The 24,538-nt window shown below is 43.4% G+C and carries 21 protein-coding genes; 16 read left to right on the top strand and 5 right to left on the bottom strand.

Annotated features, from left to right (window positions below; translation table 11 throughout):
- The first annotated feature begins 17 nt into the window (after positions 1-17).
- The 16 genes from AB4407_RS04530 (at position 18) to AB4407_RS04455 (ending at position 19,503) form a co-directional block, all read left to right on the top strand.
- Positions 18-854: an OmpA family protein gene (locus AB4407_RS04530; protein WP_372119092.1), complete on the top strand. Its 837-nt coding sequence runs from the start codon at positions 18-20 to the stop codon at positions 852-854.
- Entirely contained in the window at positions 851-2,950 is a 2,100-nt protein-coding gene (locus tag AB4407_RS04525) for an SLBB domain-containing protein (protein ID WP_372119091.1), read from the top strand. Before AB4407_RS04530 ends, AB4407_RS04525 begins: the two co-directional genes overlap by 4 nt.
- On the top strand, positions 2,950-3,639 hold the full coding sequence (locus tag AB4407_RS04520) for a chromosome partitioning protein ParA (protein ID WP_372119089.1): 690 nt from the start codon (positions 2,950-2,952) through the stop codon (positions 3,637-3,639). Before AB4407_RS04525 ends, AB4407_RS04520 begins: the two co-directional genes overlap by 1 nt.
- 599 nt (positions 3,640-4,238) lie before the next feature.
- On the top strand, positions 4,239-5,231 hold the full coding sequence (locus tag AB4407_RS04515) for an ABC transporter substrate-binding protein (RefSeq protein WP_372119087.1): 993 nt from the start codon (positions 4,239-4,241) through the stop codon (positions 5,229-5,231).
- Between the two features lie 147 nt (positions 5,232-5,378).
- The gene (locus tag AB4407_RS04510) at positions 5,379-6,278 is read left to right on the top strand and encodes an ABC transporter permease (protein WP_372119084.1); all 900 of its coding nucleotides are present in this window, start codon (positions 5,379-5,381) and stop codon (positions 6,276-6,278) included.
- Positions 6,271-7,503: a glycine betaine/L-proline ABC transporter ATP-binding protein gene (locus AB4407_RS04505; protein WP_372119081.1), complete on the top strand. Its 1,233-nt coding sequence runs from the start codon at positions 6,271-6,273 to the stop codon at positions 7,501-7,503. Before AB4407_RS04510 ends, AB4407_RS04505 begins: the two co-directional genes overlap by 8 nt.
- Before the next feature lie 377 nt (positions 7,504-7,880).
- On the top strand, positions 7,881-8,285 hold the full coding sequence (locus AB4407_RS04500) for an Hpt domain-containing protein (protein WP_372119078.1): 405 nt from the start codon (positions 7,881-7,883) through the stop codon (positions 8,283-8,285).
- A gap of 237 nt (positions 8,286-8,522) precedes the next feature.
- Positions 8,523-10,034: a sigma-54-dependent transcriptional regulator gene (locus AB4407_RS04495; protein ID WP_372119076.1), complete on the top strand. Its 1,512-nt coding sequence runs from the start codon at positions 8,523-8,525 to the stop codon at positions 10,032-10,034.
- Entirely contained in the window at positions 10,015-11,121 is a 1,107-nt protein-coding gene (locus AB4407_RS04490) for a glycosyltransferase family 4 protein (RefSeq protein ID WP_372119073.1), read from the top strand. The genes AB4407_RS04495 and AB4407_RS04490 overlap by 20 nt, the downstream gene beginning before the upstream one ends.
- Before the next feature lie 258 nt (positions 11,122-11,379).
- Positions 11,380-12,756 carry an O-antigen ligase family protein gene (locus AB4407_RS04485; protein ID WP_372119070.1) on the top strand — a complete coding sequence of 459 codons (1,377 nt, stop codon included), beginning with the start codon at positions 11,380-11,382 and terminating at the stop codon, positions 12,754-12,756.
- Between the two features lie 92 nt (positions 12,757-12,848).
- A complete protein-coding gene (locus tag AB4407_RS04480) occupies positions 12,849-13,634 on the top strand; it encodes a DapH/DapD/GlmU-related protein (protein ID WP_372119068.1) in 786 nt (261 codons plus the stop codon).
- On the top strand, positions 13,627-14,745 hold the full coding sequence (locus AB4407_RS04475; RefSeq protein ID WP_372119066.1) for a glycosyltransferase: 1,119 nt from the start codon (positions 13,627-13,629) through the stop codon (positions 14,743-14,745). Before AB4407_RS04480 ends, AB4407_RS04475 begins: the two co-directional genes overlap by 8 nt.
- Positions 14,742-16,166, top strand: coding sequence for a GumC family protein (locus AB4407_RS04470; protein WP_372119063.1), 1,425 nt, complete (start codon positions 14,742-14,744; stop codon positions 16,164-16,166). Before AB4407_RS04475 ends, AB4407_RS04470 begins: the two co-directional genes overlap by 4 nt.
- A 383-nt stretch (positions 16,167-16,549) precedes the next feature.
- Entirely contained in the window at positions 16,550-17,650 is a 1,101-nt protein-coding gene (locus AB4407_RS04465) for a glycosyltransferase (RefSeq protein WP_372119061.1), read from the top strand.
- On the top strand, positions 17,647-18,834 hold the full coding sequence (locus AB4407_RS04460; RefSeq protein ID WP_372119058.1) for a glycosyltransferase family 2 protein: 1,188 nt from the start codon (positions 17,647-17,649) through the stop codon (positions 18,832-18,834). The genes AB4407_RS04465 and AB4407_RS04460 overlap by 4 nt, the downstream gene beginning before the upstream one ends.
- 9 nt (positions 18,835-18,843) lie before the next feature.
- Positions 18,844-19,503, top strand: coding sequence for a sugar transferase (locus AB4407_RS04455; protein ID WP_372119055.1), 660 nt, complete (start codon positions 18,844-18,846; stop codon positions 19,501-19,503).
- A 172-nt stretch (positions 19,504-19,675) separates the two neighbouring features.
- Here the strand turns inward: AB4407_RS04455 and AB4407_RS04450 are convergent, their stop codons facing one another.
- The 5 genes from AB4407_RS04450 to AB4407_RS04430 form a co-directional block, all read right to left on the bottom strand.
- Positions 19,676-21,358, bottom strand: coding sequence for a methyl-accepting chemotaxis protein (locus tag AB4407_RS04450; RefSeq protein ID WP_372119053.1), 1,683 nt, complete (start codon positions 21,356-21,358; stop codon positions 19,676-19,678).
- 594 nt (positions 21,359-21,952) lie between these two features.
- The gene (locus AB4407_RS04445) at positions 21,953-22,249 is read right to left on the bottom strand and encodes a hypothetical protein (protein ID WP_372119050.1); all 297 of its coding nucleotides are present in this window, start codon (positions 22,247-22,249) and stop codon (positions 21,953-21,955) included.
- Positions 22,250-22,701: 452 nt separating this feature from the next.
- On the bottom strand, positions 22,702-22,983 hold the full coding sequence (locus tag AB4407_RS04440) for a hypothetical protein (RefSeq protein ID WP_372119047.1): 282 nt from the start codon (positions 22,981-22,983) through the stop codon (positions 22,702-22,704).
- Positions 22,984-23,043: 60 nt separating this feature from the next.
- Positions 23,044-23,376 (bottom strand): hypothetical protein, encoded by a 333-nt coding sequence (locus AB4407_RS04435; protein WP_009846781.1) that lies wholly within the window; start codon positions 23,374-23,376, stop codon positions 23,044-23,046.
- 361 nt (positions 23,377-23,737) lie between these two features.
- Positions 23,738-24,286 (bottom strand): GNAT family N-acetyltransferase, encoded by a 549-nt coding sequence (locus AB4407_RS04430; protein WP_372119045.1) that lies wholly within the window; start codon positions 24,284-24,286, stop codon positions 23,738-23,740.
- Positions 24,287-24,538: the final 252 nt, after the last annotated feature.

Here is a 24,538-nt window from a genome sequence, read left to right as displayed (position 1 = left end):
AAACATAGGACGTTGGCATGAAAATACTGAAAAGCTACATAGCCCTTTCTCTGTCTGCTTTAGTTCTAGGTGGCTGTACTAGCTACCCTGAACAAGGCACTGGCGGCTTGGCTGAAAGTTATGACTCTATTAATTACCAAAATTCCGACTTTTCTCCTGTCATGCCAGACGAGCCTCTTGGTCCTGAACACGGATTACGTTTTGATTGGCAACTGGCTAAATTACATCTTGATGCCTTGATTCAAGAAGGCGCCCGTTGGTGCTTCCCCGCTGCTGTTGTGCAAGCGATAGAGAAGCAAAATCGTATCGCTCGCGAACTACAAGGTGGCCTGCTTCTAGATGCGGCAAACGACCTAGTCATTCAAAGAAAACGTTTAAACGAACTTGAAGTTCAACTGGACTATGTGACGTCACAAGCACGGTGTGAACCACCAAAAAATGAAAACCAATTTAGAATGCAATTGTCGGTTATCGAACAGTTGTACGACCTGCTTAATGTTGACAACCAATTTGCAGAGAACTCTACCGAAGTTAACCCAAAGTACATGGGGCGACTTGCTGAAGCGACCAACCTGTTGAAAGAACACAAATCCATAGACCTTGTTGTTACCGGCCACGCTGATGCAACGGGTGCCGAAGAATACAACGATAAGTTAGCACTTGGACGAGCGAAACAAGTCGAACGCTACCTAACTATTTTTGGCTTAGGTGCTCAACGAATCAAAGCGGTATCTGTTGGCGAAACGGTTCCTCTTTTTGAAGGCGAATCAGACGGTACGCGTTTAACTAACCGCCGAGTGAGTATTGAAGTTATCTCCCCTAAAAATGCCGAGAAAATGGGAGGTGGATTATGAAATCATTGATCGCTTTTATCATCACCCTATCGTTAAGCTTTACGAGTGTCGTAAATGCTAACGAAGAGTTTTCAGACGCGGTTCAAGTCGGTGACCTTATCCAAGTTAACGTACCCGGTGAAAGTACGTTGAACAAAGGGTTCCAAGTGGATAAACGTGGCCGCATTACCCTCCCTGAAGTGGGCGCCGTATTTGTTGCGGGTTATAACAGTGAACAACTTAACAAAGTCGTTTTAGAGTCACTGGCTACCGCTTATAAAGATCTTTCAAACGCTTCGGTATATGTAAAAGAGCAGCAAATTATCATCTACGTGCAAGGTTATGTAGAACAACCCGGTGAATACACACTGGCGTTAGGCTCAAGTATCCAAATGGCGCTTTACGCAGCGGGTGGATTACGCCCAGGCGCGCAACTGGACAAATTGATTCTTAAGCGAGGCGCGGATAAGAAAGAGTTTAACTACAAACGTTTCCTTGATTCAGGTGACGAATCAACGCTACCTACTCTGCAATCATTGGATTCGCTTTTTGTTCCAGCATCGCCATTAGTAGGCAATATTGAACAAGAATTCGATGCTGCCAAGCTTGCTAACTCTGGCGACAGTGCAGATTCTCGTAATTCCATTAAAGTATTTGGCGAGGTAAACGCGCCGGGTTCGTTCACTTATAAAGAGAACACCGACCTTGTCGACGTACTAATGCGCTCGGGCGGCGTAACTCGCTATGCAAGTGTTGAGCAAATTCGTGTGATTTCAAATAACACACCGACGCTGTTCAATCTTAAACGTTATTTAGATTCTGGTGACGAAAGCTTGCTTCCAATCTTACGCCCGGGTGCGACCATTTTCGTGCCTAAGCAAGAAGAAGAGATCAAGTCCGGCGCAAACATGGTTTACGTTATGGGTGAAGTCGCTGCCCCTGGCGCTTTTGAAGGAAAAAGAGACGCTACCTTCATGGATATCCTTGCCAATGCTGGCGGTCCGACTCGATTTGCTGAGTCACGACAAATACGTGTGATCAAAGCAGATGGTCAAGTGCTTAAGTTCGATTTAGCGGCTTACACAGAAGGCCTACCTAACTCTAATCCTCCAAGCATTAAAGCCGGTGACGCTATTTTCGTTCCAGAGAAAACCGACATGAACGAGAAATCTTGGTTAAAGATTGCACCAGATAGAGCAGTTAACGTGATCGGTGAGGTGAATCGACCTGGTCGTATAGAATGGTCAGATGAAATGAACTTTATGGGATTATTGGCACACGTCGGCGGCCCCACGCTACGCGCTGACACATCGAAAATTGAAGTCGTGACGGGTAGAAAGTTGGTTGTGTTTAATCTTGATGATTTCATCAGAAATGGTGCGCCACGAGATCTGATGCCACAAATTCGTGCAGGCTCTATCGTCCGTGTCCATGACTTACCACAAGATCCGTCAGACAATAAATCTCAATGGGTACGTCAAAGCTCTGATGCTTCGATCTACATTTTTGGACAAGTGAATGCACCGGGTCGTTACCGCTTCACCAAAGACATGCACTTTCTTGACATTTTGTCTGCAGCTGACGGGCCTACTAAGGATGCCGATATACACAACGTTCGTGTCACGCATCGTGATAAAACCTACTCTAAAGTAAGCAAACTCAATCTATCGCTCTACTTTGAAACCGGTGACGAATCATTACTGCCAAATGTAACTACCGGTGACACCATTTATATTCCGGAGAAAGGTAAAAACTGGTTAGACACACCGAAGGAAGAAACCGTTCGTGTGCTTGGTGCGATTAACAACCCAGGACGTTATGTGTTCAACGACAACATGACCATTTTAGATATATTGGCAGAGGCGGCAGGCCCTACCGACAATGCTTACGTAGAGAAAATTACCATTGTGAATATGTCTTGTTGCCAAGGCCAAGCTCGTACCTTCGACCTTGTTGAATTCAGCAAAACAGCCAATATTTACAACCTACCAGTACTGCGCGCTGGTGACACTATCTACATCCCAGATCGCCGTGAGAGCTTTATGGAAAAAGCTCGTGTAGGTCTAGAAGACATATTACGTCTAACAACAATGATCGTCTTAATAGGAGCTTTATAATGACTATTTCAGCAATCCAAGCAGAAGTAGAACAACTGTATCTAGCTTCTGAACTTAACGGACAGAAATCGATTTGCGTGACTGCCTGTCATTCAGGTGACGGCGTAACCTCTATTGCAACTGCATTAGCAGAACGTTTTCTCCTTGCTGGTCATTCTACGCTTTATGTTGACCTCAACTTATACAATCCTGCTTTTAAAGATTTGAACATGTTGGAAGACAATCAACAGGGACAGTTAATTGAACATGTCGAGTCTCATCGTACGTTTATCGGTGTCCCTGCTCCACAAATTGCATCAACGCAATTGGCTTATAAAGATCCGACTACATTACAAAAAGTGGTGAACAAATGGTTAAAGAAATACGATCGAGTCATCATTGATACCTCACCGCTTCTCAATATTAACAAAGGGAATATCCCCGCACAGTCTGTTGCGAGTGCCTGTGACAGCACATTGATGGTTGTCGCCTATGGTGAAACCTCTAGTCACCACCTAGAACAAGCGAAAAAGCTGCTTGATGCGCAGAGTATCAATCTTATGGGTTGTGTGATGAACATGAAACAAACACCTAGCTTTGCACAAGAGTTGGTAAGACAAATCAATCGCATGAAATTCCTTCCATCTAAACTTCGCGATAGCTTGGCCAATAAGCTTTACCAAAATGAGTTTTTAAATCTACCGATGTAACTTTTCTGCGCCACGATAGCTTTTTTGTACAACTATATCTTTTGTATGCAACTTAGCTTTCTTGTGCAGCTGTATGGCTGTCATTAAACCCTGACAGCCACCGCTCCTATTGGACTTTACGCCCAAACACCCCAAAACCAAGTTGGGTGTTTTTAGCGAAATTATTGTTAAAAATACGATTTTAAAAACCAATCAACGCATTTCACACACTTCGATCGTGGTCTTACCACCTTTAAAACCCTTCAAAAATCAACCGCCCATGCCTAACTTTATCGGTAATGTGACACAGACGGTTAAAGTGCCATGTAAATCGCATCAAAGATGGAATTCGTACGATTATTCCCTAAGATTATAAATAGAGGTGGTTTTTGACGAATTTGTAATAGTTTGACAAAGTTATCCGATGGCTGTTGAAACACAGTGGATGAATTGGCAAATCACACTTCACTGACTTTGCACATTTATCTATTCAAACTTCACCCATCCCTCCTTCTGCTCAAATGGTTCAAATACACGGAAAGGATCACCATCGAGCAATTTAGATAATCAATTTACCTTGGTTACCTTAGTTGTATTATTAAAGAGAAAGGAAACTCAATATGAAATACAAGTTAAGCTCCGTATTTTTGTTAGTAGCAGCAGCCAGCGGTAATGCTAACGCTGGAGAATGTGGCAGCGTAACAATCGCAGATATGAACTGGAACTCTGCAACACTGATCGCTAATATCGACCAATTCATCCTAGAACATGGTTATGGGTGTGATGCCGAACTTATCCCTGGCGACACTATGCCAACAGGCACATCCATGATTGAAAAAGGCCAGCCTGATGTTGCACCTGAACTTTGGAGCAACAGCTTAAAAGACGCATTAGATAAAGGTGTCGAAGAAAAACGTCTTCGCTATGCAGGTAAATCACTTGTTAACGGCGGCGAAGAAGGTTTTTGGGTTCCTGCTTACCTCGTTAAACAATACCCAGAGATGGCAACCATCGAAGGCGTGCGTAAAAACGCCAGCTTATTTAAGCACCCTGAAGACCCAGATACATCAGCATTCTACAGTTGCCCAGCTGGCTGGAACTGTCAGATCAGCGCCGGAAACTTGTTTAACGCTCTTGAGCTTGAAGGCAGCGGTTTCACTATTGTTGACCCAGGATCGAGTGCTGGATTATCTGGCTCTATCGCAAAAGCTTATGAGCGCGAAGAAGCTTGGTTCGGTTACTACTGGGCGCCAACTGCCGTTCTAGGCAAATACGACATGGTTAAAGTTGACTTTGGCAGTGGTGTTAATGAACAAGAGTTCCTAACTTGTACCACTAAAGAAGACTGTGATTCACCTAAAGCGACCATGTACCCGCCTTCACCCGTTCACACTATCACCACTGAGAGTTTTGCGTCACGTGCTCCTGAAGCTTATGACTACTTCACTAAACGTGGTTTCACAAACGACAAAATGAACTCGCTGCTTGCTTGGATGGAAGACAACCAAGCCGATGGTGAAGAAGCAAGTCTGCATTTCTTGAGTGAATTCCCAGAAGTATGGCACCCATGGGTTTCTGAAGAAGTGGCTAAGAAAGTTGAAGCCGAACTGTAAAAGCTTGGTTTAACAACAAGTAATTACGCTTCAACAATAATACGGAAATAACGTCGCTATACTTGATGTTATTCATGATTCGGAGCCCTTTTCATAGGCGATTACCTCATCGTATGAACAAGTGGCTCCGAACTATAAGGATATAAAATGGCTGACACCAATTGGTTATCAACCTTTCCAGAGATGGAACGCGCTGATTTACGAACCATAAAAAAGACGCTGGATGGCGCATACCGTGAATTCTCTCGTGAATACGGTGAAATGATTGAATCTCTATTTGACCCTCTTCTTTCATTCCTTGTTTGGTTTGAAAAACTTCTTATCTCAACCCCTTGGATTATAGTCCTCGCTGTTTGTACAAGCCTTGTCTATGCAGCGAGTCGTTCTTGGAAACTGGCTTTAGGTTGTGTCATTTCCCTGCTCCTTATTGGTTACTTTGGTATGTGGGAAGACACCATGCGTACGCTCAGTATCATCACTGTGTGTACCTTGGTTTCGATATTCTTAGGCATTCCGATTGGCATTGCGATGGCTCGCTCGAATCGAGCGCAATCTATCGTTACGCCGATGCTTGATATCATGCAAACCATGCCGGCATTCGTTTACTTGATCCCCGTGGTAATGCTGCTTGGTATCGGTAAAATCCCAGGGCTGATCGCCGTGGTTATCTACGCGATTCCACCTGTGATTCGTTTAACCAACCTAGGCATACGCTTAGTCGACAAAGAAGTATTGGAAGCGGCTACCGCTTTTGGTGCGAGCAAAAAGCAACGCTTATGGGGTGTTCAACTACCGTTAGCAATGCCAACGATCATGGCGGGTATCAACCAAACCATCATGATGGCACTGTCTATGGTTGTTATCGCATCAATGATTGGTGTTAAAGGCCTAGGACAACCGGTTCTTAAATCTATTACCAACCAATACTTCACATTAGGCTTGATGAATGGTTTCGCCATTGTTGCCCTAGCAATCCTTTTTGACCGCGCTTCGCAGGCGTACGCAAGAAGAACCAATGCGCATTTAGGAGGACTCAAGCATGACTAAACCATTGATTGAGATTAGTGGCCTATACAAAGTGTTTGGACCGAAACCGATGTCTGTGATGAACCGAGTTCAGAGCGGCGAACACAAAGACCAGATTCTTGCTGACACGGGTCATACCGTTGGTTTGAAAGAGATTAACCTTGAGATTAACCGTGGCGAAATCTTCGTTATCATGGGGCTTTCTGGCTCGGGTAAATCGACGCTGATTCGCCATTTCAACCGTTTAATTGACCCAACTCAGGGTAAAATTATGGTCGAAGGCATTGATGTAATGAGCCTGAATACCAAGCAATTAGAAGAGTTCCGTCGTCATAAAATGTCGATGGTATTTCAGCGTTTTGGTTTAATGCCTCATCGTACCGTGGTAGAAAATGTTGCGTACGGGTTGGAAGTACAAGGCATCAAAAAAGAAGACCGTTTAGCGAAAGCCAATGAGTGGTTAGAAACGGTGGGGTTGAAAGGTTACGGCAAGCAGTACCCTGCCCATCTTTCTGGCGGTCAACAACAACGTGTTGGTCTTTCTCGAGCTCTGTGTACTAATGCTGAAATCTTATTAATGGATGAAGCGTTTTCAGCGCTCGATCCTTTGATTCGAAGTGAAATGCAAGATCAACTCATTGAACTGCAAGAGAAGCTTCATAAGACGATTGTTTTCATCACCCACGATTTGGATGAAGCACTTCGTCTTGGCGATCGAATCGCAATTTTGAAAGATGGCGAGTTGGTACAACAAGGTACGCCACATGAGATTCTGCTGAATCCAGCCGATGACTATGTAGAGGCATTCGTTAAAGACGTAAACCGTGCTCGTGCTTTGACCGTTGAAACCGTTATGCAGCCCCCTCTCTATCGAATCACATCTGAAACGATTGAAGGTGCTTTGGCACAAATGAAGATGCTGAAAAATGACTACGCTTATCACGTAACGGATGAAGGCTATCAAGGTCTAGTCACACAAGAGAGCCTACAGGATGCAGTTGAAGATTCATCGGTGCATGACTTCAGTGAAGAGATATACGAAGAAGTTCCAGCCATTTTACCTGATGCGGTGATTGAAGAAGTGCTACCAGACACTATGTCTTGTGACTATTCTCTTCCGGTTGTTGATGAGGACGGTAACCTAAAAGGTGAACTAGAGAGAAGCGCTGTTGCTGATATCTTCTCTGAAAGTAGCGAGGAAGAAGTAGAAACCGACCCAAAGCCAAAGATTGATAAAGCTTCGTAGTTCAACTTTTCGTTATCTAAAGCACGGCTGTTTAAATTATCGCTATTTGGGTTATAGCTTTTTAGCTTAGCCAAGCGAGTTAACTGGCTCTAAGACCACTGTTGTTAGTAACTGCAGTGGTCTTTTTTATGTGTATCGGCCTCGCTTTGTCCTGCACACTCCCCTTTAAGCTTATAAGTACCCAGGCTAATAGGTGCCTAAGTTTATACTTCATAAGAGAAAACAAAATTAAATCAGTCCGTTAGGCTTGTCACAAACCCTGTAGCAATATGAGTGAGATGGTAATTAATTGCTCTATTTATACGACAAGCAGTTGAAATTATTCTAGAAAATGACTAGAACTTAATTATTACGCTCAACAAAAGGAACTTAGTTTGATGAATACCCCTGTAACGTCAGACACACCCGCAAATCCAAACTCACAAGAAGTTAGCGGGCTTGTTGATGAAAGCGTTCTAGAGCAAATGATTCAAGATACAAGTGCGGATATTATCCCGATCTTGATCGACCATTATGTCGAAGAATCACAAACACGCTTGGTCGCCATAAAAGAGGCTGTCGCTCAGCACGACGCTCAAACACTTGAGTTTGAGGTTCATACTCTTGGCAGCACCGCACTCTCATTAGGTAATCGCCCTTTGGGTGAGTTAGCTCGCGCTTTAGAGAAGCAATGTTTAGAACAGAATCATGATGCGGTATTTCGACAAGTTGACGAATTATTAGAACTCGCAGAGCGTTCAATCAAAGCCTTGCTTGAAAGAAAGGAGGCAGGCTTCAGTTAACTTTGGATGTTCATCATAGGTATAAGATAAAAACTCAACATAGTCGTTATCAATATAGTGGTTATCAATATAGTAACCATTAACATGCACTCCGTCGTGACCAACAACGCGAGAAGTACACCTATAGTTTGTTAAGAGATTGCATGCGGTAGATAACAATTACACAAAACTCGTATTGATGGATACATATCACTATGTTATTGATTGGTTAGGATAAAGTTTCAAAAGGAATACACAATGCGCCCTAAGGTATTGTTAGTTGAAGACTCCACATCACTCGCCGTACTCTACAAGCAGTACGTAAAAGACGAGCCCTACGATATTTTCCACGTCGAAACCGGCGCGGAAGCGAAGACCTTCATTGAAAGACACTCACCACAGCTTGTTATTCTCGATCTTAAGCTGCCCGACATGCCAGGTGAAGAAGTACTTGATTGGATTAGCGAAAGTGAAATACCAACCGCCGTCATCATCGCGACAGCACATGGCTCAGTAAATATTGCTGTAGATCTCATCCAGCGCGGTGCGGAAGATTTCTTAGAAAAGCCAATTCAAGCCGATCGACTTAAAACCTCTGTCCGCTTGCATTTGAAACGAGCTAAGCTAGAGAACCTTGTCGATGACATGCAAAGCAAGTTCGATCGTGACCGCTTTCATAATTTCATCGGCTCTTGCCTACCTATGCAAGCGGTTTACAAGATCATCGATTCGGTAGCACCAACCACAGCCAGCGTGTTTATTAACGGTGAAAGTGGTACGGGTAAAGAAGTGTGTGCGGAAGCGATCCACCAAGAGAGCCAGCGTAACGGTAAGCCCTTCGTGGCTATTAACTGTGGCGCTATCCCTCGAGACCTAATGGAGAGCGAAATTTTCGGTCACGTTAAAGGTGCCTTTACTGGTGCAACAACCGACCGTAAAGGTGCGGCGATGCAAGCGCATGGCGGCACCCTATTTCTCGATGAGCTTTGTGAAATGGAATTGGAGATGCAGAAGAAGCTCCTACGATTTTTGCAAACTGGGACGTTTACCCCACTCGGTGGCAACCGCGAGATTAAAGTGGATGTCAGAATTATCTGTGCGACCAACCGCGATCCACTGGTTGAGGTAGAAGAAGGACGCTTTAGAGAAGACCTTTACTATCGTGTTCACGTTGTGCCTATCGAGATGCCACCGCTTCGTGAACGAGGAAGTGACATTGTCACCCTGTCTAATCACTTCTTGAAGCTGTACGCGAAGCAAGACAAGAAGAAGTTCAAATCAATAGACAAAGAAACGCAGAATCTACTTAAACGTTATGCGTGGCCAGGCAACGTACGTCAGTTGCAAAACATCATCCGTAACATCGTGGTGTTGAACAATGAAACGAGCGTGACCAAAGACATGTTACCGCCTCCGATTAATAAAGTAGACGTAGCTACAGCCACGAAATCAGTGACACCTATTCGAGTAGCTGCGCCCCAAGCTGCTGTTGTGAAAGCACCAGAAGCTAAGTTGCCACCTATTACACCGGAAGAGTTGGAGCAATCCTCGGTTATCCCCGCTAACAACGACCCGATGACGCCCGTATTTACAACAAGCGAAGGTGCTATTCGTCCAATGTGGCAAATAGAGCGCGAAGCTATTCAACATGCCATCAATCATTGCGATGGGAATGTGTTAAACGCTGCCGTGCTGTTAGAACTTAGCCCTTCTACTGTTTATCGTAAGAAACAGGCTTGGGAATCGGAAGATGAGTACAATCAAGCCTAGCCAAGGTGTACTCAACGTAAACCTTCACGAGATTTGGCTGTTGATCGACAGCCAAACTTTTGGAGGCATAGAAACGCATGTTTTAGAGTTAGCACAAGGCCTGATATCTGAAAGCGCTCAGTATTCAGAGGCTATTCGAATCGTTCTTTTGACTAAGTTTAATCCTGAAGCGATCATCGTTGAAAAGTTGAATGCGCTGAACATCCCTTATAGTTACCTCTCCGATTTAGCCTCATACTCTGCAGGTTCAAGCGGCAATAGCGCGACACAGCTTAAACGTGCAGCTCATCATTATCAGCCAAGGCTTATTCATGCTCATGGTTACAAAGCAAGTTTGGTCAGCAAACTAATAAAGCTCCCACCTCGTTTAAACAACACCAAACAAATCACCACTTATCATGCAGGTGAAACCCCAACAGGCAAAGTGTGGCTTTATGACTGGCTCGACCGTTACAGCAGCTTTCTTTCTGATCGGTCGCTCGTGGTCAGTGAGAAGATTAAAGCGAAAGTGCCGAGTAAAACCCATCAATTGAATAACTTTGTTAAAGTCCCAACCGAATTAACAAACTCCCCTTCATCAAGCCCATTCCATGTAGGCTTTGTGGGACGATTAAGCCACGAAAAAGCGCCTGATCGATTTGTCGCATTAGCCAAATCGTTTCCTGATGTTCGGTTTGAGCTTTTTGGTGACGGGCCAGAAATGGAAGCGTTAGTTAAATCGCAGCCTGATAATGTTACCTTTCATGGCCATCAAACCAATATGGACGACGTTTGGAGCCAAATCGATTTGTTAATCATCCCTTCCCGCTTTGAAGGCTTACCTATGGTGGCATTAGAAGCCATGATTCGCGGCATTCCTGTCCTCGCCACCTCAGTTGGTAACTTGCCTAAACTCATCGAGCACCAAGTTAACGGCTACCTCGCCAATTCAGAAGCTGAACTAAAACAGTTTTTATCTTTGTGGATATCATTGTCGATTGAACAACGTGACTCTCTCAGAAGTAACGCGATAGAAACCGTCAAACACCAATATTCGCCACAAGCTGTTGTCCCGAAGTTGTTGGAAATCTATCAACTCGACCGCTAATACTCGTCTTAGTAGTTAACTGGACATTTTGGCTAGATGATTTAAGTACTTTAGACAGTTTTATACTGATTCTCAAAATGACAAATCTCAACTTAAAATTATAGTCTAACTCAATAATCCAACATTAAATCAGTTAGTTAAATGAAATTCATAACTGGCATTCGCTTTGCAATCTTTAACATCAGGCGTCAATACGACTTTCAAATGTATAACGATAGGGAGCTGCCATGAATAGTTTACTCAGCAATAGAGATTACAATGTTCACCCCTGAAGCCAACAGATTGCCAGTCATCATCACTATCAGCACCTTGTGTGTTGGGCTTGGTATTGTTTGGTACTTTGTGCCTCACCCTGCTGTCATTGTGGCGCTCGCTCTTGTGCCATTAGCTGGGTTATTCGTGTTAAACAAGACATTCTGGCTAGTTCTACTGTTCGTTGTCTTTTCATTTTTCCGAATTCACGAAGCCATACCTCAACTCTATTCGTTAAAAATACCGCTGATGCTTTCATTAGGCGCTCTGTCGGCTCTTCTATGGCATGCATTAATCAGTAAAGAACTTAAAATCTTCTGGCACCCTTGTTTAAATTGGCTCGCCATATTTTGGGTCTTGGTTTTCATTGGTATTATCTTCGCGTCCAACAGGCCAATAGCACTGGCAGAATTCAAGGGCGTTTATTGGAAAATTATCGTGATGACGCTTGCGATTACTTGGCTAGTAAACACCACGGGAAATCTCGCAAAAACCGCGATGACGATTATCTACGCTGGCGCTTTAGTCAGCTCTATTGCCGTGTACAACTCAGTAAATGGTATTGGGCTTGTCGAGGGCTCACGCGTGACCATTGGCCGCGATTTTGGATCTATGTTAGGTGACCCGAACGACCTCGCACTGGTACTGATGTTCCCACTCGCCTTTACGATAAGCCAAGCCACCACGACTGGAATCTCACGATCCAAACGTTTAATCAGTGCCTTAGTTTGTCTGTTACTGCTCGCCGCCATTATTGCCACTCAAAGCCGTGGCGGATTGCTGGGTTGTATTGCGGTGATTGGTATTTTTGCGTGGAAACTAGTGCGCTCTAAAGTCCTGTTAATCTCGGTAGGAACGGTCGCGGCCGCTGTGCTCTACTTGGTTGCTGGGATCTCAGACAGATCTTCTGGGGGTGCTGCTGAACAAGGCATCGATGAATCTGCAATGGGGCGAATCTATGCTTGGGAAGCGGCAGTAAAAATGGCAGTTGAGAACCCACTGACCGGCGTAGGGTTGAACAACTTCTTCTCGAACTACTTCTTTTATAGCTCGCACTGGGACGGACTGAATCACGCCGTTCACAGTACTTGGTTTGGTGTGTTAGCAGAAACAGGCTTTATTGGTCTGATCATTTTTGTTTGTCTTATCGTTTCTTTGATCAAAACCTCTCGCTCTACGCTAGCGAGATTAAAAAACTCGACCACAGAAATCGCCCCCGAGCTTAATGCGGTCGCCTATGCGATCTATGCAGGTCTGATTGGAACAATCGTGTCGGGTACATTTTTGACTCAAGGCTTCAACTGGCCGATTTATATCCTCGCAGCACTCACTGTTTGCGTCTCAAACGTATCTCAAACTGCCTGTCAAAATGAGAAAACCTAAAAGCCAAGCTTTAACGTTTTGAAAATATTACATTTATTTAGTGGCACGGTATATGAAAGAACTTCTATATAACAAGATAGAGGAGTTTCATTATGACGTCATTATCTATGCATCAATTTAAACATTGGCTTAAGTTTCATCCTAATTCTCGAATTAGAAATGTGTTTTCCATTTTGAAGAACATCAGAAGCACAGAGCTACCTTCCCCTCAAATACTTAATCGTTGCCTCTATCAAGCGCACAAGCTAGTGGTGAATTTGGTTTCTGGCTTTACGCGATTCTTCTACTGGACACCAACTTTCAAAGGTCGTGTGGCTCAGTGTGGTAAACGCCTCTACTTGTATGGTGGTCTGCCTTTCGTCAGCGGTCCGGTACAAATTACGATTGGCGACAACTGCCGTATCTCCGGCCACACGACATTCTCTGGATGTACTCAACCACTTGAAGGCTTGGAACACCCACTGTTGACGATTGGTAACAATGTCGACATCGGTTGGCAGTCGACGATCGCTGTTGGAGGTAAAGTGGTTATCTCTGACAACGTACGTATCGCTGGCGGCGCGTTCCTATTTGGATACTCTGGTCACCCGCTTGATGCAAAACGTCGAGCGCTAGGTGAAGGTGATGACCCTCAGCAAATCGGTGACATCATTCTTGAACCCGATGCGTGGCTAGGCACGAATGTGACGGTTAAAGGTGGCGTAACCATCGGCGAAGGTGCCGTAATAGCCGCAGGCAGCGTGGTAACAAAGAGTATCCCTCCCTTTGCAATCGCAGGCGGCAACCCAGCTAGAGTTGTCGGTCAGATTAAATCCGTTGAAGTGACAGAATCCGATGTGTTCGATTCATTAGAGACTCATGGAGGTGACCATGCGTGATTTAATCGTATTTGGTGAAGACTTTGGCGGCCTACCTTCATCAACTCAACATTTAGTTCGCCACCTTGCTAAGCAACACAAAGTATTATGGGTCAACTCTATTGGCTTAAGACAACCGAAGCTGTCCGCTAAAGATGTGACACGAGCGTTCAACAAATTGTTTGGCAAAACCAAAGCCGTGACTCAAAACATGCTTGACTCAGAGGGACACGACAACATTACTATCGTTAACTTAAAAACAATCCCTGCGCCTGCTTCTCAATTTTCTAGAAAGTTGGCTCAGCAAATGATGTTGCACCAACTAAGACCGATGATTGCTGAACTTAATCTAAATGCTCCTATCCTATGGACTTCTCTTCCGACCGCTGTTGATCTGTGCGGGCACTTGGGCGAGTCATCTGTCGTCTATTACTGCGGCGATGATTTTAGCGCCTTGGCTGGTGTTGATCATGACACCGTTGCACAGCATGAATCAGAGATCATTGAAAAATCTACGCTTATATTTGCGGCTAGCAAAAAGTTGATGGATAAATTTCCAAAGCATAAAGCTCACTTGCTACCACATGGTGTCGACGTAAACCTGTTTTCAACACCCGCACCAAGAGCAAAAGATTTACCAAGCAACCACCGCCCTATTGCTGGTTTTTATGGCAGCCTTTCTAAGTGGCTCGATTATGAAATGATTGATCATGTTGCGAATGCGATGCCGGAATGGGACTTTGTTTTCATAGGTCCGAATGAGCTCGATACGCTCATGCTACCTAAGTTGGATAACGTACATTACCTTGGCCCTCGTCCACACCACACGCTGCCGAGCTATTCTCAACATTGGGATGTGAGCTTGTTGCCTTTCGTGGATAACGAACAGATCCGAGCATGCAGTCCATTAAAGTTGATGGAATACCTTGCGGCTGGTACACCAATTATCACAACGCCGTTCCCTGCTTTGGTTCCATATCAAGAGCACGTAACCACGGTTGACAGTGCCAACCAAATGATTTGGGCGCTTGATCATGCACGCCAGCTGAGCAATTCACCTATCTCTGTCGTCGAACAAGAGAGCTGGCAGAACCGTGGTAACTTCGTGCATTGGATGTTGGAGCTATTATGAATAATCTGAAATTGCGGTTATTAGTTATCATCAATGCGATGTGGCGCCAACGCTACGTTATCGTTCTGCCAATGCTCATTTTGCCATTTGTAGGCCTTGGTGTGAGCAAGTTGGCTCCAACTAAATATGACGCGCATACCAGTATGTTGATTCAAGAAACAGCCAAGATGAATCCATTTTTGGAAGACATCGCCGTCTCTACCATGCTCAAAGATCGACTTAACGCATTGAGAACATTGCTTCACAGTCGACATGTTCTTTACTCGGTCGCTGATGAACTGCAATTAACCAGCCCAGATATGCCTGAGGTAGATAAACAAGAGATCATCACTGACTTGTCTCAGCGTTTATCAGTTACTCAACTTGGAAAAGACTTTCTAAAGATAAGCTTAACGTCGAACACGCCAGATGGAATGGAACAAACGCTTCGAGCGGTGAGTGAACATTTTATTGAACAGCTGCTCGCGCCGGAACGTTCGTCAATTGAGGACTCAAGTAATTTCTTGAAAATCCATATAGACAAACGTAGCGCGGAACTTGAAGAGGCAGAAGAAGCGCTAGCCGCATACATGAACGAAAACGTCCAATCGACGCCAGAGGTCCAAAGCCAAAGTTTGAATCGCTTGGCTTCACTAAAACAGACACTGGCGGAAAAAGAGGCGGAATTATCGGGTGTTGAAAAAAGTTTAGGGTCAATCGACCAACAACTTTCACGAACCAACCCTGTGATAGGCAAATTAGAAGACCAAATCATCGACATTCGTAGCGACCTAACCTTGTTACAAGCCAAATACACAAATAAACACAGTGCCGTACAAGCTAAAGTGCGAGAACTAGACAGACTTGAAAATGAACGAAAGAGTTTGCTCGAGGTAACCCAACCAACGATGAACAGCGACCAGCTTTGGGACATCGCGAGTAGTACCACACTGGACAAGCTTTCTAATACCCAACCTCTATTGGTCACTCAGCTACACAGTTTACAACTGGTTCGCTCTCGCTTTGAGTCTTTAACTGAAGAGACCAAAAGCCTTCGTACTATGATTTTCGAATTAGAACACAAAGCGAATAACTTTGGTGAGAATGCAAAAGAGATGTACCGCCTCAAAAGACAAGTTGACATTAAACGCCAATTATCTGATGAGCTAACAGAGCGTTATGAAATGGCTCAGCTAACGGGTTCGCTTGGCGTGTTCGAGCAGAATAAACGAGTTAAGATTATCGATTTGCCCTTTACACCAAGTGTCAAATCTAACATGCCGACTTTTATCTTTATTCTGGCTGGATTCGTTGCAGGTATCGGATTGGGTATTGGCTTAGCGGTGTTGTTCGAGCTGTTTGACTCTTCAGTTAAACGTAAAGACGAAATCGAAGCTATCTTAGGTGTCCCTGTGATAACGGTGATCCCTAAAATGAGCTAGTCAGCCTCAAAGGCATTTTTAACTTGCTAGCCTCGTAGTTTCTTAGCTTCTTAGCTTCTTAGTTTCTTAGTTTTGTAGCTTCCTAGCACTAAACGCCAACATTCGCTTGGCGTTTTGTTTGTCTAAAGCCTCAAGTTCTAACGCTATTTTCGATTAACCCAAGCCCTACGATCCAAATAGCTATTCATTGGTTTTTTGTTTTGATTCCCATTTTGAGAAACACAAACCGCCCTGCAAAGAAATCCCGTAAATAATTGAAAAATATAAACTATTTAATTGGCACAACTCCTGCAATCTCATTGTGTAGTTAAACGTTTTAATAAGTTACTTCAAGTGAAATGTCAGAAAGGCGAAACAAGAATTAGAAAGGCAGGGTCCAAATTATGAATACGCATTTAACAAAGCATGGCAAAAAGATCATACACGTTGTTCAGCACCTCGCTCCCGGCGGACTAGAAACCCTAACGTTAGATCTGCTGCGCCTTGCTAAACCAACAGACCAAGTGTTGATTGTCAGTTTAGAAGGGACAAAACAAGACTCGATCAACAACTGGCCAAAATTGAAGCAGTACCAAAATCAAATCGTCTTTTTGGATAAAGTACCAGGCTTACAACTCAATATCATAATCAAATTTATCAAAGCATTTAATGGGATTAGACCCGATGTGGTTCATACCCACCATATTGGCCCCCTACTTTATGCTGGCTATGCGGCTCGCGTGACCGGTGTTCCTACTCGTATTCATACTGAGCATGATGCTTGGCATTTGAACAATAACAAACGTCGTCGCTTACAAGCATTAGCGTTAAAGGCAGCTCAGCCTACATTGGTTGCAGATGCAACTCGTGTTTACAACCAATTACGTTGCGCCTTTTCGTACAAAAATATCATCACGATTAAAAACGGTGTGGATTGCGAGAAGTTCAAACCGATATCAAAAACAGACGCGAGAGCAAAGCACAACCTGCCAAACGACAAATACATCATCGGTTGTGCGGGGCGTTTAGAGCACGTGAAAGGTCAAGACCAGCTGATTAAGGCACTTGCTCTACTGCCATCAAACACGGTTGTCGCACTGGCTGGTAATGGTTCAAAACGCAATCAACTGGAACAACTCAGTAACCGCTTGAATCTCAGTGACCGTGTAATCTTTCTTGGCTTAGTGGATGACATGACCACCTTTTACGGCGCGTTGGATACCTTTTGCCTGCCTTCTCGTCATGAGGGGCTGCCACTTTCTACACTCGAAGCCCAAGCATGCAACATTCCAACTGTCGCGATGAACGTCGGTGCGGTTGATGAGACCTTATGTCCAGTAAGCGGCACCCTAGTAAAAAGTGGCAGCATTACGGGATTAGCCAGTGCGCTATTAGAAAAACAAAATGAACGCTTTTTTTCGCCTCGTCGTTACGTGCTCGACAACTTCGATATCATCAAAATGGTTTCGTCTTACAACGACATCTCAGAAGGAGCATACGCATGATCGATTGGTTACTTGCAGGACTTTGCTTATTTTCTGGTGCGCTGATTGTCTACCACCACGCCGCCTATCCACTGTTACTGCGTTGGTACGCGAAAAGCCATCCAGCGCGTAAAATCGAAGAGAGCCATCGTTGTTACAAAGATGAACAACAAGATTGCACACTACCCACTATTACCATTCTTGTTCCTGCGTTTAACGAAGAACAGTGGATCGCACATAAAATTCGTAACCTTGCTTCACTCGATTACCCCAAAAAGAAGCTGCAAGTCATTATCGCTTGTGATGGTTGTACTGATGACACGGTCGAAATTGCTCAAATGACAATCCAAGAAGCGATGTGCAGTGATGTTTATTTTGAGATACATGACCATCAATTAAACCGAGGTAAAGTCGCGGTTATCAATAAAGAAGTGACGAGCATAAACAGCGACATCACGGCGCTAAGTGATGTATCAGCCCTTATTTCTTTGGATGCATTACTTATTGCAGCTGCTCATTTTGAAAGTGACAAGGTTGGTGTGGTAAACGCAATGTACCAGCTTTGCCCAACCGGTAACGAAGGTGAAAACACCTATTGGCAGTATCAAACCGCGGTTAAAGAGTCAGAGGCTTCATTAGGTTCGAGCTTAGGTTCTCATGGCGCGTTCTACTTGTTCAGAACACACCTATTTGAACTACTGCCACTCAACACCATCAATGATGATTTCATTCTACCGATGCAAATCGTTAAACAAGGTTACCTTGCAGAATACGAAACCCAAATGGTGGCTTTAGAGCTAGAAGAATCAAATTTGGAAACCGACTTTAAAAGAAGACTTCGTATTTCAGCGGGAAACATGCAACAAGCGATTCGGTTGTTTGGCTTGTTCAGCCCCAAGTTCAAAGGCATCGCGTTTGCATTCTTCTCAGGAAAAGGACTTCGCCTTCTCACGCCATATTTAATGATTGTGTGCTTAGTGTGCTCAATCTTACTTAGCAACTACTTGGTATTTGAAGCACTGTTATGGGCTCAAATTGCCGTTTATACCACGGGCGTACTTGGCTGTATTTTGCCAAAGCGTCTAGTAAACAAACCTATTTCATTAATCTCTTATTTGATAGTTGGACACTATGCCAATTTCATTGGTGGCATTCGTTACCTAATCGGACTAGAAAACTCACCTTGGACACGAGCGAATCATTAAGGACTTATTATGATGAACATTGAACAGCTATCTACCCAAAACCTATACCAATACAAAATCTCACGTGCTAAACGTACTTTCGATTTCGTAAGCTCACTGATTGCTTTGATTTTGCTAGCGCCAGTATTTCCACTGATTGCGATGGCGATTGCACTCACTTCTCGTGGCCCTATTTTCTACCGTCAAATGCGTGTTGGTAAATCGACACCGGAGAAAATGGAAATCTTTGAAATCATGAAGTTCCGTAGTATGTACGAAGATGCAGAAACTCGCTCTGGTGCCGTTTGGGCTACCGCGAATGACCCACGAATCACGCCTGTTGGCCGCTTTTTGAGAAAGACACGTCTTGATGAACTGCCACAACTGATCAATGTATTGAAAGGTGAAATGTCTCTAATTGGCCCACGTCCTGAACGCCCTACTTTTTACACCAAACTAGAGAACGAAATTCCCTTCTTTGCTGACCGTACATATGGCGTAATGCCCGGTATTACTGGGCTAGCACAAGTAAATCAAGGTTATGACACCTGCATTGATGATGTACGTCGTAAAGTGGGTTTTGACCACAGTTATGCATTAAGTCTATGTTCTGTTAAGTCTTGGATTGCTGCTGATCTCGCCATCATTTCTAAAACAATCATAGTCATGGTCGATGGACGTGGGCAATAGGTGAGATGTGTTGGCGGGTAATTGAAGGATGTTATTTTTATAGTCTACTTTAGGATATTTAGTTCTTGGTTTTAGGTTCTTGGATAAAAAGTGGCGACCAAATTGTTTAACAATCGGTCGCCACTCTTAATTTATATTGGGGTGTTTATGCTTAAATTACTTAAATTAGTACCTAAAGCTTAAATTGACCAACAAGTTGGCTTAATTGACCACCAGCCTGTTTAAGTTCATCCACAGCAGCACTTGATGTTTCACTTGATATTAGCAGTGAACTTACAATGTCACGGATAGTCACCAAGTTACGGTTGATCTCTTCCGTTACAGAACTTTGCTCCGTTGCCGCAGTTGCGATATGGTCGGTCATTGCATTAATAGAAGCTACTGCAGTACTAACATCATTTAAGCCCGCAGAAATATCATTTGATGAAGTCACAACATCCTGACACGTGTTGCTACTTTCACCCATCGAAGATACCGCTTGCTCAACCAACTTATGAAGTTCATCAAGCATGGTCTTAATCTCTAACGTACTACCTTGAGTTCGACTTGCAAGATTACGCACTTCATCTGCCACTACAGCAAAGCCTCGGCCTTGTTCACCAGCTCGCGCGGCTTCGATCGCTGCGTTTAGTGCTAGTAAGTTAGTTTGCTCTGCAATCTCGCCAATAACCTGTAATACACCATCTATCTTTTTAGACTGGTCGTGGAGTGAATTCATGTGTTGACTTGTGGTCACCACATTCTGTTCTAAAGAGCCAATAGATTGCGTCGACTTTTGCACAAGGTTTTGAGCATTATGAGCGTCATTGTTAGCTTCATTCGTTGCACTAGCCACTTGATGAGCACTTTGTGCCACTTCGTTTGCTGTACTACTCATCTCTGTAACCGCTGTCACCACCTGCTCTGTCTCGTGGTTGTGCTCTTGAAGTTGATTACTTAGGTGAACCGTTTGGCTACTTATTTGGTCAGTGGCCGTCGTAACATTATTTGTAGCTTTCGAAACATCAGTAATAATATTGTGGAGCTTGCCGACAAACTGGTTAAATGCTTTACCTAATTGTCCAATTTCATCTGTACCCGACACATTAATTCGATGGGTAAGATCACCTTCACCATTTGCAATGTCGATAAAGGTATTAAGCATGTCTTTGATTGGAGCAATCATGCGTGAAGCGACATAAGACATGATCAGACAAGTTAGGGCTACTAATGCAAGCGCAGTAATGACAATGGTATAAATTTGCTGCTCCATACGCTCACTGGCTTCTTTACGGTAAACCTCTGTAGCCTTAGCAATATCATCAATATACAAACCCGTACCTAAGAACCAACCGGTTCCAGAAATAGGAGCAGCGTACGCAATTTTAGGTTGAGGGACAGACGATCCAGGCTTGTCGTAAATGTATTCAATGAAACCACCACCTCTTGTCGCCTGTTCATGTAGGCGAACCGTGATTTTGATGCCATTCGGGTCTTTTAAACCGCCGCCATCTTTACCTTCAAGTTGAGGCTTTAGACTGTGAACAATGTAGTGATCGTTTTCGTCGAACACAAAGAAGTATCCGCTGCCATTAGAAAAACGTGCTTCTTTTAACGCGAACCTAACCGCTTCTTGCGCTTCTTGACCTGTACCAAAACGTCGAACTACATCTTCAACTACAGATTGAGCGATAGTAGCTGCATCTTCAATATTGTTCTTACGTTCATCGGTTAAGACCGTTTGGTAGTCTTGAATTTCATATTCAAGAGCCGATAGTTGGGAGTTAATAACAATGACTAGAGTCACAATCGCAACCAACATCGCTGGTACAATTGCAGACAAAAGCATCTTCATTTTCATAGATAAATTATACATAAGTCGCCTCAAACATTTTGTTCGCGGCATATTACATCATGAATAACCTTAAATAAACGCCGTATTTATTGATTACATCTATGAGGTGAGTAACTCGAATCTATGCTCGATATGTTAACGACATAACTATGTATTATTTCTTTTTATTTGAACAAGCTATATTCCCTTCCACTACCCATACTAACAATTGAATCATAATAACCATCTGAATTATAAGCTCATTAAAATAGAGGTCCTTGTTCCCTTTCCATTGCTGTCATCTTTGTATTTAACTTTTTATGCAACCATAACCATTTTATGTTGTGAAGAGTTAGGGATTCTCTGGCACTAACAAAATGTAAGAGTAAGTAAGGGTACTCTTGACTGGTGGGTGACACTGCGATTGGAACACTTCACCACCTCGCCAAAGCTACTAAGTCACTCTTCATATATATTGAAAGATGGCGTGATAAATTGCCAAGTGGCCGCCAAGCTTCAAACCGCCAATACGACGATTGCGGTGTATAAAGCTTTATGTGGAGATTGGTAAGTAGCAGAATGATGAATTAGCACACGTTAACTGGCTAATAAGTTGACCAACAAGATACTCAGTGGCTAGGAACTAGACGCTTCGTTGCTGTCTGTATCTATGTTTTTGATCAGAGGACCAGCACACTCGACAAAATCACCGATATCGAAAGTCTCAGGCGCATCGGCTCCACCCGTCACCCCAAAACTGCCTTTCACCGTTGGATTCTTCTTAGTCTTATCTACGTCTAAAATGATCTCTACTTTATAAGTGTGACCGTCAGGAAGGAGTTTGGCACACTCTTCGAGTGTCGAAGCGTTAGCTCCCACGCTAAGACCGAATAAACACACCGCAAGTACACTATTTGTCATTTTCAACATCATAAAACCTCTCGAAGACTATAGAAACATCATACCAATAATCTGCAAATCTTCACGATAAACGTTGAGAAGTGAGTTCATAGTAACAAGGCCAACTAGCCCCAACCATGGGGAGCGCTTTCGCTATCATCGTACTCAGTATGACAAACCGAGCACTTGAAGTAGCTAATTTTAGATTCTGATTTATGTGAACCCAACAACACACCGAATACAATATTTAGAGTTCGCGACTTGAGGCTGTTCTTCTCTTGCTGTTTTAACTTCACTTCGGACGCGCTTAACCTGATGTGTGACGTTTTCTTATTGCAGTTTCCACATCGTAATACAGTGTCATTTTCTTGCATTGCCCTATTCCTTTAAGCACGTATATAGACAGTTTCGTTATAACCTAAGTTCGCTGACTGAATTAGGTTCCAAACCGACATTAATAAATAAACGCTTAGACTCAAAGCAAACTAAAGAACCGTCACGCCTTCAACTTCAATTACTGAGTTGACATTAGCGCGTTCGATTATCTTGAGTAACGTTGTCAGGATTAGCTCATTATCTCGAATTTCTGTTTCGCAAGAGAAACGCTCCTCTTGAACACCATCGCTCTTACCCAACATAAATTGAACCGAAACTTCCGTTGCGATATCTTTTGTCGTTCCGTAGTACGCTAACGTGATTTTTGGGTATCCGTTGTCGCCTTTTTTAACCTGCTTTGCGATGCGTTTTTTAGCTTTATCTAAATTCATACAACTTCCTTTTAAGGCTGAAACTAAAAATGAACAAACGTCTGGCATATCGTAGTTTTACTATAAAGCATTACCACATCCACTACATGATTTTATGGATGATAATCCTCTTTTTCTTACGTTAGTTTTTCCACAAGAAACACAAAATTTCAATGAGTGGATATTGTAAATAGACGTCAAGATAACCAGCGGAACCCAGACCAATAATTCTGACCCATTACCACCTGAGCTATAGATAAAACCAATCGAGAAGATACCAAAAACAACAGACTGCAAAGTCCACAATGTTTGTTTGTACTTCGCACCTTTGATAATAAAAAACGTAAAAAAGCCAATTGAGCTACTGATAAGCCCATAAACCGCAAAACCTATAAAGGCTTCTTGTTGATTCATAACTCTCCCTGTCAACCTCACGTTTATGGTCCGAGCAACGCTACTGCCCCAAAACCATATGACCTTAAACATTAGTCAAACTTTAAACGAAAAGTGCCAAGCCTCGTAAATCACTTTTGAGTTATCTGTTCGTTAGTAGCTTTCAAGGCCGTATTTAAACCGTCTGTATCCTTACAACCAATGTAAACATGCTTTCCATTGCTTAGGCTTAACTTCAGCGCTGAACCTATCGATACATTATATAACCAACCATCGCTCAACATGCGGATGCCAATACCTTGATAAGACCTAACCAAAGTCTCAAAGCAGAATAACCTTGTTCATGTTCTAAGCCTTGTTTATAAAGCACATCGAATCTACATTAGCTACTTGGTAATGCCTTGGCCCATTCGGATCGCAGAACAGCCAGAACTACGGTATCCCACCACCGTCCTTTGAAAAAACGATGCTCTCTAAAGTGCGCTTCTTTACGCATACCTAAAGACTTACAAAGCTTAATGGCAGGTAAATTCTTACTGATTGTCTCCGCATAAATGCGGTGTACACCCAATGTTGAAAAACCAAAATCAGCCAAAGCGAGAGCCGCTTCATTGCTTAACTTATGACCTTGATGCGATCTTGAAAACGCACACCCCATTGAAGCTTGCTGATTGTCTTCTAAACGCAAACAAACAGTACCAATGAACTGCCCTGTGCTCTTATATTCAACTGCGAGTTGATATGATTTCCTTGGTTCTTCAGACGCCTGGGCTATAAACAAGTTGGTTAACTCTATATATTTAATAGGGTCACAGTCACTTTCATCATAGAAACGCTGATATTTAGCATCTTGAGACATCGCCACGAAAGCATTTTCATCGCTAGGATTCATATCCCTAATAATCAGTCGCTTTGTCTCAATTTTAAACATCGAAAATTCCTTTTTCATCGTGAAGTAAAACCATAGTGCCCAATAATCCATATTGATCATGAATCTGACTCATCAAATCGCTAGTGTTCCCTCTAAGAGTTTACGTGACCCAACAGTCGAACAATTTGTTAGGTGATGGCTACGATAGCAGGCAATAAAGTAGTGGGAACAAACTAGCGATCAATAAGCTGTGCCCAACAGACGTACTCTCTAATTTTGTCACAATGGTTGATTGATCTGCTCCAGTTAGAC

Source organism: Vibrio sp. 10N.261.46.E11 (assembly GCF_041472735.1).
In the GTDB taxonomy this organism is placed as follows: domain Bacteria; phylum Pseudomonadota; class Gammaproteobacteria; order Enterobacterales; family Vibrionaceae; genus Vibrio.
The sequence above is the reverse complement of the archived record's forward strand: the minus strand, read 5'-3'. Positions and strand labels throughout refer to the sequence as shown.

Excerpts from the sequence above, each read along its gene's own strand:
- AB4407_RS04530 (WP_372119092.1), top strand. The coding sequence starts at position 18 with ATGAAAATACTGAAAAGCTACATAGCCCTTTCTCTGTCTGCTTTAGTT.
- AB4407_RS04525 (WP_372119091.1), top strand. The coding sequence starts at position 851 with ATGAAATCATTGATCGCTTTTATCATCACCCTATCGTTAAGCTTTACG.
- AB4407_RS04520 (WP_372119089.1), top strand. The coding sequence starts at position 2,950 with ATGACTATTTCAGCAATCCAAGCAGAAGTAGAACAACTGTATCTAGCT.
- AB4407_RS04515 (WP_372119087.1), top strand. The coding sequence starts at position 4,239 with ATGAAATACAAGTTAAGCTCCGTATTTTTGTTAGTAGCAGCAGCCAGC.
- AB4407_RS04510 (WP_372119084.1), top strand. The coding sequence starts at position 5,379 with ATGGCTGACACCAATTGGTTATCAACCTTTCCAGAGATGGAACGCGCT.
- AB4407_RS04505 (WP_372119081.1), top strand. The coding sequence starts at position 6,271 with ATGACTAAACCATTGATTGAGATTAGTGGCCTATACAAAGTGTTTGGA.
- AB4407_RS04500 (WP_372119078.1), top strand. The coding sequence starts at position 7,881 with ATGAATACCCCTGTAACGTCAGACACACCCGCAAATCCAAACTCACAA.
- AB4407_RS04495 (WP_372119076.1), top strand. The coding sequence starts at position 8,523 with ATGCGCCCTAAGGTATTGTTAGTTGAAGACTCCACATCACTCGCCGTA.
- AB4407_RS04490 (WP_372119073.1), top strand. The coding sequence starts at position 10,015 with ATGAGTACAATCAAGCCTAGCCAAGGTGTACTCAACGTAAACCTTCAC.
- AB4407_RS04485 (WP_372119070.1), top strand. The coding sequence starts at position 11,380 with ATGTTCACCCCTGAAGCCAACAGATTGCCAGTCATCATCACTATCAGC.
- AB4407_RS04480 (WP_372119068.1), top strand. The coding sequence starts at position 12,849 with ATGACGTCATTATCTATGCATCAATTTAAACATTGGCTTAAGTTTCAT.
- AB4407_RS04475 (WP_372119066.1), top strand. The coding sequence starts at position 13,627 with ATGCGTGATTTAATCGTATTTGGTGAAGACTTTGGCGGCCTACCTTCA.
- AB4407_RS04470 (WP_372119063.1), top strand. The coding sequence starts at position 14,742 with ATGAATAATCTGAAATTGCGGTTATTAGTTATCATCAATGCGATGTGG.
- AB4407_RS04465 (WP_372119061.1), top strand. The coding sequence starts at position 16,550 with ATGAATACGCATTTAACAAAGCATGGCAAAAAGATCATACACGTTGTT.
- AB4407_RS04460 (WP_372119058.1), top strand. The coding sequence starts at position 17,647 with ATGATCGATTGGTTACTTGCAGGACTTTGCTTATTTTCTGGTGCGCTG.
- AB4407_RS04455 (WP_372119055.1), top strand. The coding sequence starts at position 18,844 with ATGATGAACATTGAACAGCTATCTACCCAAAACCTATACCAATACAAA.
- AB4407_RS04450 (WP_372119053.1), bottom strand. The coding sequence starts at position 21,358 with ATGTATAATTTATCTATGAAAATGAAGATGCTTTTGTCTGCAATTGTA.
- AB4407_RS04445 (WP_372119050.1), bottom strand. The coding sequence starts at position 22,249 with ATGATGTTGAAAATGACAAATAGTGTACTTGCGGTGTGTTTATTCGGT.
- AB4407_RS04440 (WP_372119047.1), bottom strand. The coding sequence starts at position 22,983 with ATGAATTTAGATAAAGCTAAAAAACGCATCGCAAAGCAGGTTAAAAAA.
- AB4407_RS04435 (WP_009846781.1), bottom strand. The coding sequence starts at position 23,376 with ATGAATCAACAAGAAGCCTTTATAGGTTTTGCGGTTTATGGGCTTATC.
- AB4407_RS04430 (WP_372119045.1), bottom strand. The coding sequence starts at position 24,286 with ATGTTTAAAATTGAGACAAAGCGACTGATTATTAGGGATATGAATCCT.